Raw genomic sequence first — 14,961 nt, 5'->3', positions numbered from 1 at the left:
CCAGGAGTTCACCGGCCACATCAACCGCGCCATCATGCACGGGCACCTGTGGTCGCCCTCGTACTTCTCGGCATCCTGCGGCGGAGCACCATTGGAGGCAGGACGCCCGAGCCGAGCGCCACGCCCAGCCAGACCAGAAGGCTGCCGCCGGCTTGCGGGAACCCGTACGAGCCGGTGCCGACGAGCGGTGCGGTGCGCGCGCGGACGGTGTCGGAGTGGCCCTGCGGCCACTGGGCGACTTCGGCACCGTGCCCTCCACGGACCGAACGGTGAGCCCGGTTCTCGGCTACGCACATCTGGCTCCCCGGAACATCGCGCAGAGTGTGTGGTTGCTGGCAGCGGCTCAGCGGGACACGAACGGGCCGGACATCGGTGAAGGCCGGGGCCGGGTGTTCATCTGAGGTTGGTGTGCGCGCCGCCGACGGGCACAAGGGTGGGATCGGTCCCGCTGACCACTGCCCCGGAGGCGCCTCGATGTCGTACCGTCCGCGTGTTCCATCCCTCGACCGCCGCGGTGTGCTGCGCGGTTCGCTCGCCGCGTCGGCGGCGCTCACGCTCCCCGTGGTGGGCGCCGCAGCCCCCGCCTTCGCACTGTCCGGCCGGCCGCGCGCGGCATGGGGCGTGCAGGTGGGAGACGTCACCGCGTCGTCCGCGCTGGTCTGGGTACGGTCGGACCGCCCAGCCCGGATGATCGTCGAGACATCGGCTACGGAGTCCTTCCGGCGGGCCCGCACATGGCACGGTCCGCTGGTCGGTTCCAGCACGGACTTCACCGGGACGACGCCGCTGTACGGGCTGCCGCCGGGTGAGCAGGTGCACTACCGGGTGACGCTCGCCGGCCCCGAAGACCCCCGCCGCACCGGCGAGCCGGTGTACGGAACCTTCCGGACCGCGCCCGCCCGGCGGCGGGACGGGGTGCGCTTTCTGTGGTCCGGCGACATCGCGGGCCAGGGCTGGGGCATCAACCCGGACATCGGCGGTTATGTGGTGTACGACGAAATGCGCCGCCTCGACCCGGACTTCTTTCTCTGCAGCGGCGACAACATCTACGCGGACGGAGTGATCGAGCCGAGCGTGCCCCTGCCCGACGGGCGTGTCTGGCGCAATGTCACCACCCAGGAGAAGGCGAAGGTCGCCGAGACCCTTGCCGAGTACCGCGGGAACTTCCGCTACAACCTGCTCGATCACAACCTCCGCGAGTTCAACGCGCAGGTGCCCTCGATCGTTCAGTGGGACGACCACGAGGTGCGCAACAACTGGTACCCCGGTCAGATCCTCGACGACCCCCGCTACACCGAGAAGGACGTCGATGTACTGGCGGGTCGTTCGACGCGGGCGTTCCGCGAGTACTTCCCGGTGTCCACGCTGCACGCCTCGTCCGGCGAGGGCCGGATGCACCGCGTGGTGCGGCACGGTCCACTGCTCGATGTGTTCGTCCTCGACATGCGGTCCTTCCGCAACGCCAACTCCCCCGGCCGGCAGCCCGACGACACCACCGGCATCCTCGGCGCCGAGCAGCTCCGTTGGCTCAAGCACGAGCTGTCCCGGTCCCGCGCGGTGTGGAAGGTGATCGCCGCGGACATGCCGCTGGGACTGGTGGTCGCCGACGGTGCCACGGACTACGAAGCGGTCGCCCAGGGCGATCCCGGGGCCCCGCTCGGTCGTGAGCTCCAGATCGCGGAACTGCTCCGGTACATCAAGCACCGGCGGATCACCGGCACGGTCTGGCTGACGGCCGATGTGCACTACACATCGGCGCAGCACTACGAGCCCGAGCGCGCAGCGTTCAAGGACTTCGCACCATTCTGGGAGTTCGTGTCCGGACCTCTGGCGGCCGGTCAGTTCCCGGCCAATGCACTCGATGCAACGTTCGGTCCCGACCGGGTCTTCGTGCGGGCACCCGACCGCGCGAACGTGTCGCCGATGGAGTCTGCGCAGTACTTCGGCGAGGTTGACATCGACGGCGACAGTGGTGAGTTGACCGTACGGCTGCGGGCGCAGGGCGGTTCTGTGCTGTTCAGCAAGGTGTTGCAGCCGGGTCGCGTCGGACAATGAACCGGCGCGCTGAGCGTCGGCCCAGGCCGACGTCGAAGCGGCCCGCGCCATGCGCGACCGCTGCTCGAAGCAGACGCTGTGGCTGCGGTACCACGGCCCGGTCCGTGACGCCGACCGCTACCTGGACCGCCTGTTGAGCCCTCGCTTCGGCCGCACCCTGCCGTGCAGATGGCCGCGGGCCGGCTGATCGCCTCTCCGGGACGGCGACGAGACCGAGGTCGCCCTCCTCGTCGAGGGCGAATGGCAGCGCCGCGGGATCGGCGCCGAGCTTCTGGGCCGCCTGGTGACGCTCGCCATCGAGGCAGGCTGCGAGAGCGTCTGCGCCGTCACCCAGGCGTCCAACACCGGCATGGTCGCGGCCATGCGTGCGCTCTGACTGCCGCTGGACTGCCAGATCGAGGAGGGCACGCCGGTCATCACCGCACGGCTGGACGCGGCTCCGGTTCGTTCGCTGCCGCCGTACGAGCAGGCCGGTCGCTGACCTCCTGACGGAGAACTTCCGGACGCAGTGGCTCATGCCGGGGGACTTCCTGCCGGCCGGCCTCCTGTGAGCTCAGCGCCTGGCACAGATCGGCCCACAGGTCCTCGACATCCTCCAGGCCGACCGACATCCTCAGCAGCCGGTCCCCGACACCGGACGCCTGCCGGTCTCCCTCATCCACAATGCGGTGGCTGATGGAGGCCGGATGCTGAATCAGGGTGTCCACACTGCCGAGACTGACCGCGGGTGTGATGAGCCGTACGGCCGAAATCACCAGGTGCGGATCCCCATACACCTCGAACGAGACCATCGCCCCACCCAGCTTCGGGTAGTGAACCCGGGCGATACGCGGATCGGCCGTCAGCCTGCGGGACAATTCGGCGGCGCTCGCGGAGGCCGCCCGTACGCGGACCGGGAGCGTGGCGAGGCCGCGGAGCAGCAGATACCCCGCCATCGGGTGCAGCACCCCGCCGGTGGTGAAGCGCACCTGCCTCAGTCGGGCCGCGAACTCCTCGTCGCAGGCAACGACCCCGCCCATCACATCGCCGTGCCCACCGAGGTACTTGGTGGCGCTGTGCAGCACGATCCGTGCGCCGTGCTCGACGGGTCGCTGGAGTACGGGTGTGGCGAAGGTGTTGTCGACGAGCAGCGGCACAGAACCGCAGGAGTGAGCGATCGCGCGGATGTCGACCTCGGCAAGCGTCGGGTTGGCGGGCGTCTCCACCATCACCAGACCGGTGTCGGGACGGATCGCCTCCGCGATGCCCGCCGGGTCGGTCCAGGTCACTTCGGTGCCCAGCAGACCGGCGCCGAGAAGGTGATCGCTGCAGCCGTAGAGCGGACGGACGGCGACCACATGGCGCAGCCCCATGCTCGCCCGGACCAGCAGGACGGCGGTGAGCGCCGCCATTCCGCTGGCGAACGACACGGCACTCTCCGTTCCTTCGAGCCGGGCGAGGGCGGTCTCGAAGCGGGCCGTCGTCGGGTTGTCCAGCCGGGCGTAGACGGGCGGTCCTTCGATCCTGGCGCCGGTGGCGGCGAAGGTGTCGATCCGCTCGGCCTCGCCCCTGGAGTCGTACGAGGGGTAGGTGGTGGACAGATCGATCGGCGGGGCGTGCAGACCCAGGGCCGCGAGATCGTCGCGGCCCGCGTGCACGGCTTCGGTGGCCAGTGCCCTGGAGCGGGTTGTCGTCGAGGGCGCCATCAAGGATTCGGTGTCCATGACACCACTCTGAACAAGCACCGGGTCTTCATCCGAAAGCCCCGTGCTACGTTCGGCAGATGGCTGATTCAGTCGTTCTCGACCCGGTGGACCTGCACATTCTGCGGCTGCTGCAAAACGATGCCCGGACCACCTACCGCGAGCTGGCCGCCGAGGTCGGGGTCGCACCGTCGACCTGTCTTGACCGGGTGACCAGGCTGCGCCGCTCCGGCGTCATTCTCGGCCATCAACTGCGTCTGGACCCGGCGAAGCTCGGCCGCGGCCTGGAGGCGCTGCTCTCCGTACAGGTCCGTCCGCACCGCAGAGAACTCATCGGTCCGTTCGTCGAACGCATCAGGACACTGCCCGAGTCTCGCGCGCTCTTCCATCTGACCGGGCCCGACGACTATCTGGTCCATGTCGCGGTCACCGACACCGCGGATCTGCAACGCCTCGTACTGGACGAATTCACCTCGCGCCGCGAAGTAGCCCGGGTCGAGACCCGGCTGATATTCCAGCAGTGGGAGTGCGGACCGATGCTGCCGCCGTCCGCAGGACCGGCCGGGAAAGGCCACTGAGACCGAAGAATGATGACGCGGAGGCCCCCGCCGTACGAGGATGTCCGTATGTCAGACATTCCCAGCAGCGCGCTGCCCCGTCAGGTCGCCGACGCCTACGTCGACGCATTCATCGAACTCGACCCGATCGCCGGTACCTATCTGGGTGTCGCGGAGAGCTCGCGCCGCCTTCCCGATTTCTCCCCCGCGGGGCAGGAAGCTCTTGCCGAGCTCGCCCGCACCACCCTGGCGAAGCTCGATGCCGCCGAACAGTTGCCCGGCGCGGACAGCGATGCCGAGCGCCGCTGCGGCCGTCTGCTGCGCGAGCGCCTCACCGCGGAACTCGCCGTGCATGAGGCCGATGAGGGGCTGCGCACGGTCTCCAACCTCGTCTCCCCGGCGCACAGCATCCGTGAGGTGTTCACGGTGACGCCGACCGAGACCGACGAGGACTGGGCGGCGGTCGTGGACAGGCTGCGAGCGGTTCCCGCCGCGCTGGAGGGATACCGCAAATCGCTCGCGCTCGGCCTGGAGCGCAAGCTGTTCGGCGGTCCGCGCGCCACGGCCACTTTCATCGACCAGCTCGACGAGTGGGCCGGCGACGGCGGTACGGGTTTCTTCCAGGACTTCGCGGCCGCCGGCCCGGCATCGCTGCGTACCGATCTGGACGACGGCGCCCGCCGTGCCACGGAGTCGGTCGTGGCGCTGCGCGACTGGATGCGCGATGTGTACGCCCCGGCGGTCGAGGGCGCGCCGGACACTGTGGGCCGTGAGCGGTACGCGCGCTGGTCGCGCTACTTCAACGGCACCGATCTGGATCTCGACGAGGCGTACGCGTACGGCTGGTCCGAGTACCACCGGCTGCTCGCCGAAATGAAGACCGAGGCCGAGAAGGTCCTGCCCGGCGCAGGTCCCTGGGAGGCGCTGGCCCATCTCGATGTACACGGAAAGCACATCGAGGGGGTCGACGAGGTTCAGGCCTGGCTGCAGAGTCTGATGGACGAGGCGATCGAGGCGCTCGACGGTACGCACTTCGAACTCGCCGAACGGGTACGGAAGGTGGAGTCCCGCATTGCCCCGCCCGGCGGCGCCGCGGCCCCGTATTACACGGGCCCTTCCGAGGACTTCTCACGCCCCGGCCGCACCTGGCTGCCCACCATGGGCGAGACCCGATTCCCGGTGTACGACCTGGTCTCCACCTGGTATCACGAGGGTGTGCCGGGCCACCACCTGCAGATCGCCCAGTGGACGCATGTCGCCGACAGTCTCTCCCGCTACCAGGCGTCGATCGGCGGTGTCAGTGCCAATGCCGAAGGCTGGGCACTGTACGCGGAGCGGCTCATGGACGAGCTGGGCTTCCTGCCGGACGCCGAGCGCCGCCTCGGCTATCTGGACGCGCAGATGATGCGGGCCTGCCGGGTGATCGTGGACATCGGCATGCACGCGGAGATGGAGATCCCCGCGGACTCCCCGTTCCACCCCGGCGAGCGGTGGACCCCTGAGCTGGCCCAGGAGTTCTTCGGCAACCACAGCGGCCGTCCGGCCGACTTCGTGGAGAGCGAACTCACCCGCTATCTCTCGTTGCCGGGGCAGGCCATTGGCTACAAGCTGGGCGAACGCGCCTGGCTGCTCGGCCGGGAGAACGCCCGCAAGGCACATGGTGACGCGTTCGATGCCAAGGCCTGGCACATGGCTGCCCTGTCGCAGGGGCCGCTCGGACTCGACGATCTCGTGGACGAGCTGTCCAAGCTCTGACCCGCCTCTCGCCCCCTTCCCTCCCCTCCGGCTTTCGGCACTTCCGGTGGAACGCCCCGGCGGGAGCGGCCGGGAGGGGGCACTCGTCCGGCCCGGCCGGTCAGCAGCCGCAGACGTCGGAGGCGAACGGTGCGGTGAGCGGGTCGGCGCCGCGCCGCTCGCGTCCCTCGCGGGTCTCGAACTCGAAGCCCTCACGCACCCGGTGCTCGAAGCCGCCGAGCATCTCCTTGACCTGGTAGCCGAGTTCCGCGAGGGCCGGCGCGGCACGCGTTCCGTCGTTGCATCCGGGGCCCCAACAGGCCTCCGGCTTCCCCTGCGAGATCGAGAGCGACCAGCAGCCGGCCCGCACGGAGCACTTCCTCGATCAGTACGAGGACTTCAAGGCCGGAGTGCGGATGCCGCCCCGCCTCGCCGAGGAATTCACCCGCGTCGCCCGACGATCGGCAATGCCATCGCCGACGCCCGGCAACCGCTGACCAGCCGCCCCCTGACCAGTCTCCGGAAGACCGCGCTGCATCAGCAGATCGAACAGATGCGGCGCAATCTCGCGGCGTGAACCCGCTTGACCTTGACACAGTGACAAGGTCTTCACTGTGTCAAGGAGGTGGTCCGATGACCATGCCGAAACAGGACACGGATACGATGCGAGCTCTCCAGGGACTGGAGGACAGCCGCTCGTCAGTGCGGCTGCGGGCAGCGCTAGCGGCCGGCACGACCCCTGACCCGCGGTTCATCGACAAGCTCATCGAACGATGCGCGATCGAACCCGAATTCTACGTACGCGAAATGCTTACGTGGGCACTCACCCGCCACTCAGCGTCAATGACGGTCCCAGAGCTCCTCAATGAAGTCCGTTCGGAGCGTGCGCAGGCACGAAGCCAGGCGTTGCACACGCTGTCCAAGATCGGAGATCGGCAAGCGTGGCCGGCGATCACACGGGCGGTTCTGTCCGACGCCGACGATGAGGTGGCACGGAGCGCTTGGCGGGCAGCGGTCGTGCTCGTGCCCGAAGGTGAAGAGCCCGAGTTGGCCGCAGTATTGTCGACACAGTTCGGGCGCGGCGAACGAGAGACGCAGCTGAGCCTCAGCCGGGCGCTGATCGCGCTCGGTGAGGTGATTTTGCCAACTCTGCGCGCTGCGATGACGGATCTCGACCCTCGCGTGCGTGCGCACGCGATCGCCACGGAACGGCTGTTGCGCGACCCGGATGCCGGTTTCGAGCTCGCGATCGAGGAGGCGAAGCGCGTCGTAGCCCTCGGCAGGACCAGCCAGGAGGGGTGATAGGCAGTGTTGATCGGTGATGTGGCACGACGGTCCGGGGTCAGCGCCCGCATGCTCAGGCATTACGACTCGCTCGGCCTGGTGCGGCCAACGGGTCGTACCGACGCCGGCTATCGAGAGTACTCAAGCGAGGACATCCGGCGGATCTTCCATATCGAGAGCCTGCGGTCATTGGGGCTGTCGCTACGTGAAGTCAGGGGCGCGCTCGATGATTCCGGCTTCACGCCCTCGGAGCTCGTCGACGACCTCATCCGCCAGACACGAGAACGCATTGCCGGTGAGACGGAGCTGCTCACGCGGCTCCGTCGGATCGGTGCCGCGGAACCCGCCGGCTGGGAGGATGTCCTCCAGATCGTTGCACTCCTCCAGGCGTTGGGGTCAAAGAGCGCTGGGACGCGCCAGCGCGCGGCCTTGTCCTCAGTCGAAGAGGTTCCGGTACCAGTGGAAGCACTGGTCGAGGCAGCGCTGAACGAGACGGACCCGAACGTCGCCGGAGCCCTTCGATGGGCTTTGGCGCAATCGGGCGATGGCGGATTGGCACTGCTGGCGGAGGGCCTCGGCTCACCAGCAGCCGAGGTGCGGAAACGTGCCATCCAGTCCATCGCTGAGATTCCGAACGGTGAGGCGACCGCACTCCTGCAGGACGCCCTCGCGAACCTCGACATCGTGGTCCGCAGGTATGCAGCTCTGGCGCTCGGGGCACGTGGAGTAGCCGACGCGGTCCCGACACTCATCGATATGGTCGTCCAGGGGACGAATGACGTCGATGCAGCCGATGCACTGAGCGCGCTGGCGAGTCGTCCCGCGTTGGCGGATCAGATCGCTACCAGGCTCGCTGATTGCCTCGCCCACGGCACCGTTGAATCGTCTGCACGTCGACGGCTGACACAGGCGCTCGCGGATATCCCGGGAATCACAGCGTCACGTGCCCTCGCAGATCTGTCACATGACGAGGACCGTGCCGTTGCGCTTACTGCGGCATACATTCTCGGGATACGCAACACACGATAACGGATCTCCTCGCCGCTCCCCCGGCGCGCCATCAGCCGCCGACCTCACCCGTGGTGCGGTGCCGTACCGCCGATCCGTGCCGCTCCTTCACCACTTCGAGCTGTGCGGGGATCCGGCGGCGCAGATCGGCGACATGGCTGACGATGCCGACACTGCGGTCCCGCTCCCGCAGCGAGTCCAGCACGTCGAGCACCTCGTCGAGGGTCTGGTCGTCGAGGCTGCCGAAGCCTTCGTCGATGAAGAGGGTGTCGAGCCGTACGCCGCCCGCCTCGTCGGTGACGACATCGGCGAGGCCGAGTGCAAGGGCGAGCGAGGCGAAGAACGTCTCGCCGCCCGAGAGCGTCGCCGTATCGCGCTCGCGGCCGGTCCACGCGTCGACGACATGCAGGCCGAGGCCCGACCTGCGGCCTCCGGTGCGGGCATCGGAGTGGACCAACGTGTAGCGGCCGGACGACATGCGCTGCAGCCGTGCGGTGGCGGCTGCGGCGACCTGTTCCAGCCGTGCGGCGAGCACGTACGACTCCAGCCGCATCTTGCGTTCGTTGTCCGCGGAGGTACCGGCCGTCAGCCCGGCCAGCCGTGCCACCCGGTCGTACTCCTCGCGGAGCGGACCGAGCCTGCGTACCTCGTCCGCGGCGCCGCGCGACAGCCGGCCCAGCTCGGCGCAGCGCTCGCGTGCGGTGGCCAGTGCCACAGAGGCATCCCGCAGCTGCCGCTCGGCGGTGTCGTACGCGGCCTGCGCGACATCCACCGCGGCCTGTCGGCCTTGGGCGGCTGCCCGGGTCGCGGTCTCGGCGAGACGGTCGGCGACGGCGGCCGCCTCGGACTGCCAGGCGTCGACGAGGCGCTGGAGTTCGCGCTGTTCGGCATCGGTGAGGAGGGTCGCGGCTGCGGCCTGCGGGGTGTCGAACCCGGCCCGGAACGCGGCGTCCGCGAGCCGGCCATCGGCCTCCTTGCGGCGCTGTGCGGCCGTCTCCTCCTCGCGTACCGCGTCGGCTGCCGCGGCGAGCAGACCGCCTCGGCGCTCCAGCAGCTCGGCGTGCTCGGCAACGCTGGCGGACTCGCCGCGGGCGGTCGCCAGCTCCGCTTCCAGCGTGGCCTGTTCACGGTCCAGACCTTCCCGCAGCGAGGTACGGGCCGCGGCCCGGCGCTCGGCCAACTGCCGGCTCTCAAGGCGCTCGGCCTGTTCCCGCTCGGCGCCGGCGAGGGCCTCGCACGCCGCATGCATACCGGCGGCGGTCCGGCGCGCCTCGGCATGCATGCGTGTCAACCGGTCGAAAAGTGCGCCGAGTTCGGCGACGGTGGGGTCGGCGACGCGCTCGGCGGCGGCACCGGTAAGGGGTTGCTCGGAGCCGGCCGCACCGGTGGCAGCCAGCTCAGTCCCGGCTGCCGACTGCCGCGCAGCCGCCTCGGCGGCAACAACCCCCGCTACCGCCCCGGACACAACCGGCTCAGCGGCATCAGCGCCGCTTCTCGGCTGCGGCACAGCCGACTGTGCGGCGGCACGGGCCGCCATGTGTTTCTCGCGTACGACCCCGAGTTCCCGGTCCGCCTCCGTGCGCGCCTCCTCGGCCCGCCGGTACGCGTCGAGAGCCCTCTCCTCGGTGGCCCGGTCGACATGCCCGTCGGCCGCGTGGGCGGGCTTGGGGTGGTCGGCCGAGCCGCATACCTTGCAGTCCTCGCCGTCCACCAGCTCCGCGGCCAGCTCCGCGGCGATGTCTCGCAGTCGTCGTTCGCGAAGCTCCAGCCACGACTCATGGGCGCCTGAGGCGTGCTCACGGGCCGCGGCCAGCCGCTCGGCGGCGGCCGACGCCTGGATGGCCAGCGCGTCGCGGCGGCGGGCCGCTTCCAGCCGTGCGCGGGCCGGCTCCAGCCGGCCCGCGAGCTGTTCGGCGCGAGTGGCGGCCTCCTGGGCCTCCTCGATGCGTGCCCGCAGGGCGTGGCGCGTCGATTCCCAGCCGGCCAGCCAGCCCTTCGCCTCGTGGATCAGCTCGTCGTCGGCTCGGGCCTGGCGTTCCAGTCCGGCCCGCTCGGCGTCGATCTCCGCGCTGCGCCGCTCGGCGCGCTTCGCGGCGTCGAGCCCGCCGAGCTCCTGCCGCAGCCTTCGGTCCAGTTCCGCCAGTTGTTCGGCACCGGCGTCGGCCAAGCTGTCGGGCAGCTGTGCACGGGCGCGGTCACGGGCCTCGCGAGCCGTGCGGTACGCACGCTCGGCATCGTCCCGCAACTCCAGCGCGGGGGCGACGAGGTCCGCCTTGCGGGCCCGCGCGAGCTGTTCGTGGTATCGGTCGTGGTCGGGGCGGCCGGCTTCGATCGCGGTGGCACGACGCTGCGTCTCCTCGTAACGCTGCTGCAGCCCGGCGAGTTCGCGCTCGCGGTCGAGGGCAAGGCGTGCGGCCGACTGCCGGCCTTCGGCCATGGCCAGTACGGACTCGGCGATGCCGAGCCGTTCCCGGGCGCTGCTGCGGGCCGTCGCGGCCCACTCCAGCACACCGTCGGCGAGCCCCGGTTCGCCGGGCTGGATGTCGGGCAGCGGCGATTCACGCGCGGCCGGTCCGGCGGCCTGGGCGATCCGCTGGGCGACCGCGAGGATGCGTTCGTCCCCGGACCTGACCTGTGTTTCGGCGGCACGGCGCAGCTCGGCCAGGCGCTCCTCGACTGCGGCGAACCGGCGGGTGTCGAAGAGCCTGCCGAGCAGCTTGCCGCGCGCCTCGGCATCGGCGCGCAGGAATCGTGCGAAGTCGCCCTGCGGCAGGAGCACCACCTGGCAGAACTGGTCCCGGCTCATCCCGATGAGCCGGGTGATTTCCTCGCCGATCTCCTGGTGCGAGCGGCTCAGCGGCTGCCAGCCGTCGTCGGGGTCGTACTCGCGCAGCCAGCTCTGGGCCTTCTCCGTCGTGAAGCCGTTGCCCTTCTTCTTGGGGCGGGGCTGTGCGGGGCGCCGGGTGACTTCGAGGCGCCGCCCGCCGACGGTCAGTTCCAGCTTGACCTCGGTCGGTAGGTCTGCCGGGGCGTGGTCGCTGCGCAGCGAGGTGCCGGGGCTCTGGCGGGCGCCGGGCACCGCGCCGTACAGGCCGTAGCAGACGGCATCGAGGACCGAGGTCTTCCCGGCGCCGGTCGGCCCGTGCAGCAGAAAGAGTCCGGCCGAGGAGAGGGCGTCGAAGTCGATGTCCTGGGTGGCGCCGAACGGCCCGAAGGCGGTGAGGCCGAGCCTGTGGAGTCTCAACGGTTCACCTCGTGCACACTGTCGTCCACCCGTACGTGGTCGAAGGCGCCGCGCAGCACCGTTCGCTCCTGCTCGTCCGCTGCGGACCCGCCTCGCACATGTGCCACGAAGTCCTCCGCGATCTGCTGGTCGTCGCGCCCCTTGAGGCGCTGTGCGTACGAAGCGAGCGGGTCGTCGGGGGCCCGGTCGGGTTCGAATACGAGACTGAGTGTGTGCGGGAACCACTCGACGAGGCGGGCCATGGGCTCGACCGGACGCACCGGGTCGGTGAGGGTGGCCTCCACCCAGGATTCCCGGTGCTGCTCCAGCGCGGGGTCGTCAAGGAGGGTGTCGAGGCGGCCGCGGAGTCTGGCGAGCGGACGGGGCACCGGGCAGTCGATACGCCCGGCGGCGATCGTTCCCGAGGCGTCGAGGTCGATCAGCCACATCGTCTTGCGGTGGGCGGCCTCGGAGAAGGAGTACGCGAGCGGCGAGCCCGAGTAGCGGACCCGGTCGGTGACGGTCTGGCAGCCGTGCAGATGCCCGAGCGCCACGTAGTCGACGCCGTCGAAGACTCCGGCGGGTACGGCGGCCACCCCGCCGACAGTGATGTCGCGCTCGCTGTCGCTGGGCTCACCGCCCGCGACGAAGGCGTGGGCGAGCACCACGGACCGGGTGGTGTCCGGGCGGCTCGCAAGGTCGGTGCGGACCCGGTCCATGGCTGCGGTCAGCACTGCCTCGTGCCCGGCGCGCTCCGCCTTGAAGACGTCCTTCACCAGGGCCGGTTCCAGGTAAGGCAGTCCGTAGAACGCCACGTCGCCGTGCGCGTCGCGCAGGACGACGGGGGCGGCGCAGTGGGCGGGGTCGGTACGCAGATGGATTCCGGCCCGCCCGATCAGGCCTGCGCCGACGCCCAGCCTGCGTGCGGAGTCATGGTTCCCGGAGATCATCACGGTGGGCACACCGGCGGCGGCGAGCCGGTGCAGTGCGTCGTCGAAGAGCTCGACCGCGGACAGCGGCGGGACGGCCCTGTCGTACACATCACCCGCGACAAGGACCACGTCGACCTCGCGCTCGCGCACCGTGGCCACCAGGTGGTCCAGATACGCGGCCTGGGCTTCGTGCAGGGAGACCCGGTGGAACGACCGCCCCAGGTGCCAGTCCGATGTGTGCAGAATCCTCAATGTGACGCTCCGACCTGCACGTTTCCCCTCACTCCGCTCCCGGAATCAGCACCGACCCAGGCACCGGCCCCACCACCATCACCAACTACGCTAGCGCCGGTCAGCACCTGATCCATCACGGACCTCGGTTTTCCACCGGCGTCCGGGGTGAGATGACCACGGATGTCAGCGGTGATCCGGATCGTCGAGTGGCCCGACCAGCGCGGATCGCCCTGACGACGATCCGGCCGCCCCTGCCCCGCTGCGCGGGAAGCCGGATTCCTCCCCGGCCTGAAGGCCGGGGCATCCTCCGGTTCTCAGGTGAAACCCCACCCGCGGGTCGATGAACCGAGCGTAATCGGCCCGGCGAGGACCTGGACGTTCGTGCCGCGCTTTTTGTGCTTGCCGCTGGCGGGACTTTCCCCCCAGGGCGGGTCGGCTGCAGTGGGGTGACGGCCTGGCCGCGTCTGCGGGACTGGGCCGAGGCCGGGGTATGGCCCGGATCACACCTACATCGCCCTCCGCAACACCACGCACGGCCAACGATCGGCAAGAGGCCCCGGAGGGAGCACTGTCCGCACTCCGCGCCGAGGCCAGGCACGGCCGACACTCCCACTCCGACGCCGTCTCCCGCCTCGAACTTCGAGAGCAACCGGGCAGGCGGATCGCTCCGCGACACCTCACCGATTGCGGCCTCAGAGTGATCGACGCAAGGTGGATAGGTCAGCCCCCCGACAGTGAAGGGCAGAATCGTCATGGGTAAGGCAAAGGCAAAGGCAAAGCAGGTCAAGGGCAAGCTGAAGGAAACCGCCGGCGGTGCCATGGACGACAAGGACATGCAGGCAGAGGGCCGCGGCGAGAAGCTGACGGGCAAAGCCCAGGAGACCGCGGCAAAGGCGGCTGAGCGGCTGAAGAAGTCCGGACGGTAGGACCTGCATGGGGCCGCGCACCCGGGGCGATCGCATCCGGGCTTCACAGCCGCCGGGGCGCGGCCTGGTGCCGGCCGCGCGGCCGGCACCAGGCGTCAGGATTCGTTGCGGTGAAATTCGCTGACGTTCGGCGGGTGCGCGTCCCCGGCGATGGCAACGCTGGGCCGCCGAGGCTGATTGCCCCACCCGGTTTTCAGCCTGCCTTCCGTTGAGGAAAGCATCGCCGCATCAGCTCGGGGCCACCTACTTGGGCCGAGTGGTGCCGTCGACCCCCAGGGGCGTGCGCCGCCACCCAGCCCAAGACCGACCGGCACATGGGGGCGGGAGAAGGAGCCACGATGTTGCTCCCGGACAAGTCCCTGGTCGATTCGCTGCTGCGGCGCTATCGCGCGTGGGAGGTCGTCGTTCTGGCAGAGCCGCACGATCAGCCCAGCCGCCGACACCTCGAGGATGTCGCGTACACGTTGTGTGTGCTGATGGGGCAGCGCACCACCCGCGATGCGATTGCCGAAGCCGAGACCTACCTCGGGTGGCCCCGATCGATGATGCCGGCTGCCGATGTGGCGTCGCGGGACGGCGGAAGACCGTCTCTTGAGTCCTCTGGCCCGAGGCGAGCGGCCTCGTCACGCGACCCGGGTTCCCCGGAGTCGGACAGCTCATGTCTCAAAGCCAAGGGCACGGCACGGAGTGTTCCATGGTGCTAGTACTGCAACGACACTCCGTGATGTCCTCTGCGTTTGTAGTGGCTGATGCGGGCTCGGGCTTGGCTCTTTCTTCGCCATAGGGACCAGGCGAGTACGTGCTGGGTGCCGTGGTGGAGGGGAGAGGAGATGCGGTTGAAAAGACGCCGGGCCTCGTTCATGGTCACGGGTATGAGGGATTGATCGCTTCCGGTTTCGGGATCCCCTTTTTTGCCTCCGCCCGCAGGATAGCGAGGAAGGCGAGAGCAGCCATGGAGAGAGTTATGTGCCGGTACCACGCGGTATAGCCGCGGACTTGGTAGAGATTCGGCTTGTCTGGCCGTAGACGGCATCGGCAGTCACCCAGCCGAACGGGATCCCGGCCTCCACGGCGCGCTGGGCGTCTCCTCGCGCTACCTGCGCGCCGAGTTCACCGGCCACGTGAACCGGGCCACCATGCACGGCCGCTTCTGGTCCGGCTCCTACTTCGCCGGATCCTGCGGCGGCGCACCACTCCAAGTAGTCAAGGACTACATCGAGAACCAGAAGCACCCCGCCTGAGCAGGGCAGGGCAGCATTCCGGAGCGATGCTGCGGCGCTCCGCGCCGCAGGGTTCAGGATCGGATTCCCTCCCCGCCCGAAGGCG

11 protein-coding genes and 6 pseudogenes are annotated in these 14,961 nt (G+C 69.7%); 12 read left to right on the top strand and 5 right to left on the bottom strand.

Going from position 1 to position 14,961, the window contains the following annotated elements; all coding sequences use genetic code 11:
- From ABTZ94_RS38030 to ABTZ94_RS29710, 4 genes and pseudogenes are all read left to right on the top strand, one after another.
- Positions 1-94: pseudogene (locus ABTZ94_RS38030) on the top strand (IS200/IS605 family transposase); the annotation flags it as partial.
- Positions 95-152: 58 nt separating this feature from the next.
- Positions 153-401 (top strand): hypothetical protein, encoded by a 249-nt coding sequence (locus ABTZ94_RS29720; protein ID WP_351205244.1) that lies wholly within the window; start codon positions 153-155, stop codon positions 399-401.
- A 73-nt stretch (positions 402-474) separates the two neighbouring features.
- Positions 475-2,055 carry an alkaline phosphatase D family protein gene (locus ABTZ94_RS29715; protein WP_351205242.1) on the top strand — a complete coding sequence of 527 codons (1,581 nt, stop codon included), beginning with the start codon at positions 475-477 and terminating at the stop codon, positions 2,053-2,055.
- A gap of 25 nt (positions 2,056-2,080) precedes the next feature.
- Positions 2,081-2,536, top strand: a pseudogene (locus ABTZ94_RS29710) (GNAT family N-acetyltransferase); the annotation flags it as partial.
- On the opposite strand, the gene ABTZ94_RS29705 reads toward ABTZ94_RS29710, so the two are convergent.
- Complete coding sequence (locus ABTZ94_RS29705) at positions 2,472-3,758, bottom strand: trans-sulfuration enzyme family protein (RefSeq protein WP_351205240.1); 1,287 nt, start codon at positions 3,756-3,758, stop codon at positions 2,472-2,474. The pseudogene ABTZ94_RS29710 and the gene ABTZ94_RS29705 overlap by 65 nt on opposite strands.
- 59 nt (positions 3,759-3,817) lie before the next feature.
- On the opposite strand from ABTZ94_RS29705, the gene ABTZ94_RS29700 reads away from it, so the two are divergent.
- Both ABTZ94_RS29700 and ABTZ94_RS29695 read left to right on the top strand, forming a co-directional pair.
- A complete protein-coding gene (locus tag ABTZ94_RS29700; protein ID WP_351205238.1) occupies positions 3,818-4,315 on the top strand; it encodes an Lrp/AsnC family transcriptional regulator in 498 nt (165 codons plus the stop codon).
- A 48-nt stretch (positions 4,316-4,363) separates the two neighbouring features.
- The gene (locus ABTZ94_RS29695; RefSeq protein WP_351205236.1) at positions 4,364-6,049 is read left to right on the top strand and encodes a DUF885 domain-containing protein; all 1,686 of its coding nucleotides are present in this window, start codon (positions 4,364-4,366) and stop codon (positions 6,047-6,049) included.
- 100 nt (positions 6,050-6,149) lie between these two features.
- On the opposite strand, the pseudogene ABTZ94_RS29690 reads toward ABTZ94_RS29695, so the two are convergent.
- Positions 6,150-6,347: pseudogene (locus ABTZ94_RS29690) on the bottom strand (rhodanese-like domain-containing protein); the annotation flags it as partial.
- 314 nt (positions 6,348-6,661) lie between these two features.
- On the opposite strand from ABTZ94_RS29690, the gene ABTZ94_RS29685 reads away from it, so the two are divergent.
- Both ABTZ94_RS29685 and ABTZ94_RS29680 read left to right on the top strand, forming a co-directional pair.
- On the top strand, positions 6,662-7,330 hold the full coding sequence (locus ABTZ94_RS29685) for a HEAT repeat domain-containing protein (RefSeq protein WP_351205235.1): 669 nt from the start codon (positions 6,662-6,664) through the stop codon (positions 7,328-7,330).
- 6 nt (positions 7,331-7,336) lie between these two features.
- A complete protein-coding gene (locus ABTZ94_RS29680) occupies positions 7,337-8,341 on the top strand; it encodes a MerR family transcriptional regulator (RefSeq protein ID WP_351205234.1) in 1,005 nt (334 codons plus the stop codon).
- Positions 8,342-8,372: 31 nt separating this feature from the next.
- Here ABTZ94_RS29680 and ABTZ94_RS29675 read toward each other — a convergent pair whose 3' ends face one another.
- Together ABTZ94_RS29675 and ABTZ94_RS29670 are read right to left on the bottom strand one after the other, a co-directional pair.
- Complete coding sequence (locus ABTZ94_RS29675) at positions 8,373-11,564, bottom strand: AAA family ATPase (protein WP_351205233.1); 3,192 nt, start codon at positions 11,562-11,564, stop codon at positions 8,373-8,375.
- Positions 11,561-12,727, bottom strand: a complete 1,167-nt coding sequence (locus ABTZ94_RS29670) for an exonuclease SbcCD subunit D (protein ID WP_351205232.1) — start codon at positions 12,725-12,727, stop codon at positions 11,561-11,563. Before ABTZ94_RS29670 ends, ABTZ94_RS29675 begins: the two co-directional genes overlap by 4 nt.
- A gap of 353 nt (positions 12,728-13,080) precedes the next feature.
- Between ABTZ94_RS29670 and ABTZ94_RS38025 the strand changes: the two are divergent.
- The 3 genes and pseudogenes from ABTZ94_RS38025 to ABTZ94_RS29660 form a co-directional block, all read left to right on the top strand.
- Positions 13,081-13,215 (top strand): annotated as a pseudogene (locus tag ABTZ94_RS38025) (IS5/IS1182 family transposase); the annotation flags it as partial.
- Between the two features lie 246 nt (positions 13,216-13,461).
- On the top strand, positions 13,462-13,635 hold the full coding sequence (locus ABTZ94_RS29665) for a CsbD family protein (RefSeq protein ID WP_351205230.1): 174 nt from the start codon (positions 13,462-13,464) through the stop codon (positions 13,633-13,635).
- 314 nt (positions 13,636-13,949) lie between these two features.
- Positions 13,950-14,339 carry a DUF5133 domain-containing protein gene (locus ABTZ94_RS29660; protein ID WP_351205229.1) on the top strand — a complete coding sequence of 130 codons (390 nt, stop codon included), beginning with the start codon at positions 13,950-13,952 and terminating at the stop codon, positions 14,337-14,339.
- Between the two features lie 160 nt (positions 14,340-14,499).
- Here ABTZ94_RS29660 and ABTZ94_RS29655 read toward each other — a convergent pair.
- A pseudogene (locus ABTZ94_RS29655) lies at positions 14,500-14,637 on the bottom strand (IS701 family transposase); the annotation flags it as partial.
- 80 nt (positions 14,638-14,717) lie between these two features.
- On the opposite strand from ABTZ94_RS29655, the pseudogene ABTZ94_RS29650 reads away from it, so the two are divergent.
- Positions 14,718-14,876, top strand: a pseudogene (locus ABTZ94_RS29650) (IS200/IS605 family transposase); the annotation flags it as partial.
- Positions 14,877-14,961 lie beyond the last annotated feature (85 nt).

It is taken from the genome of Streptomyces sp. NPDC002785 (assembly GCF_040295565.1).
Taxonomy (GTDB): Bacteria; Actinomycetota; Actinomycetes; order Streptomycetales; family Streptomycetaceae; genus Streptomyces.
Note: the sequence above shows the minus strand (reverse complement) of the source record. Positions and strands in the feature narration are given on the sequence as shown.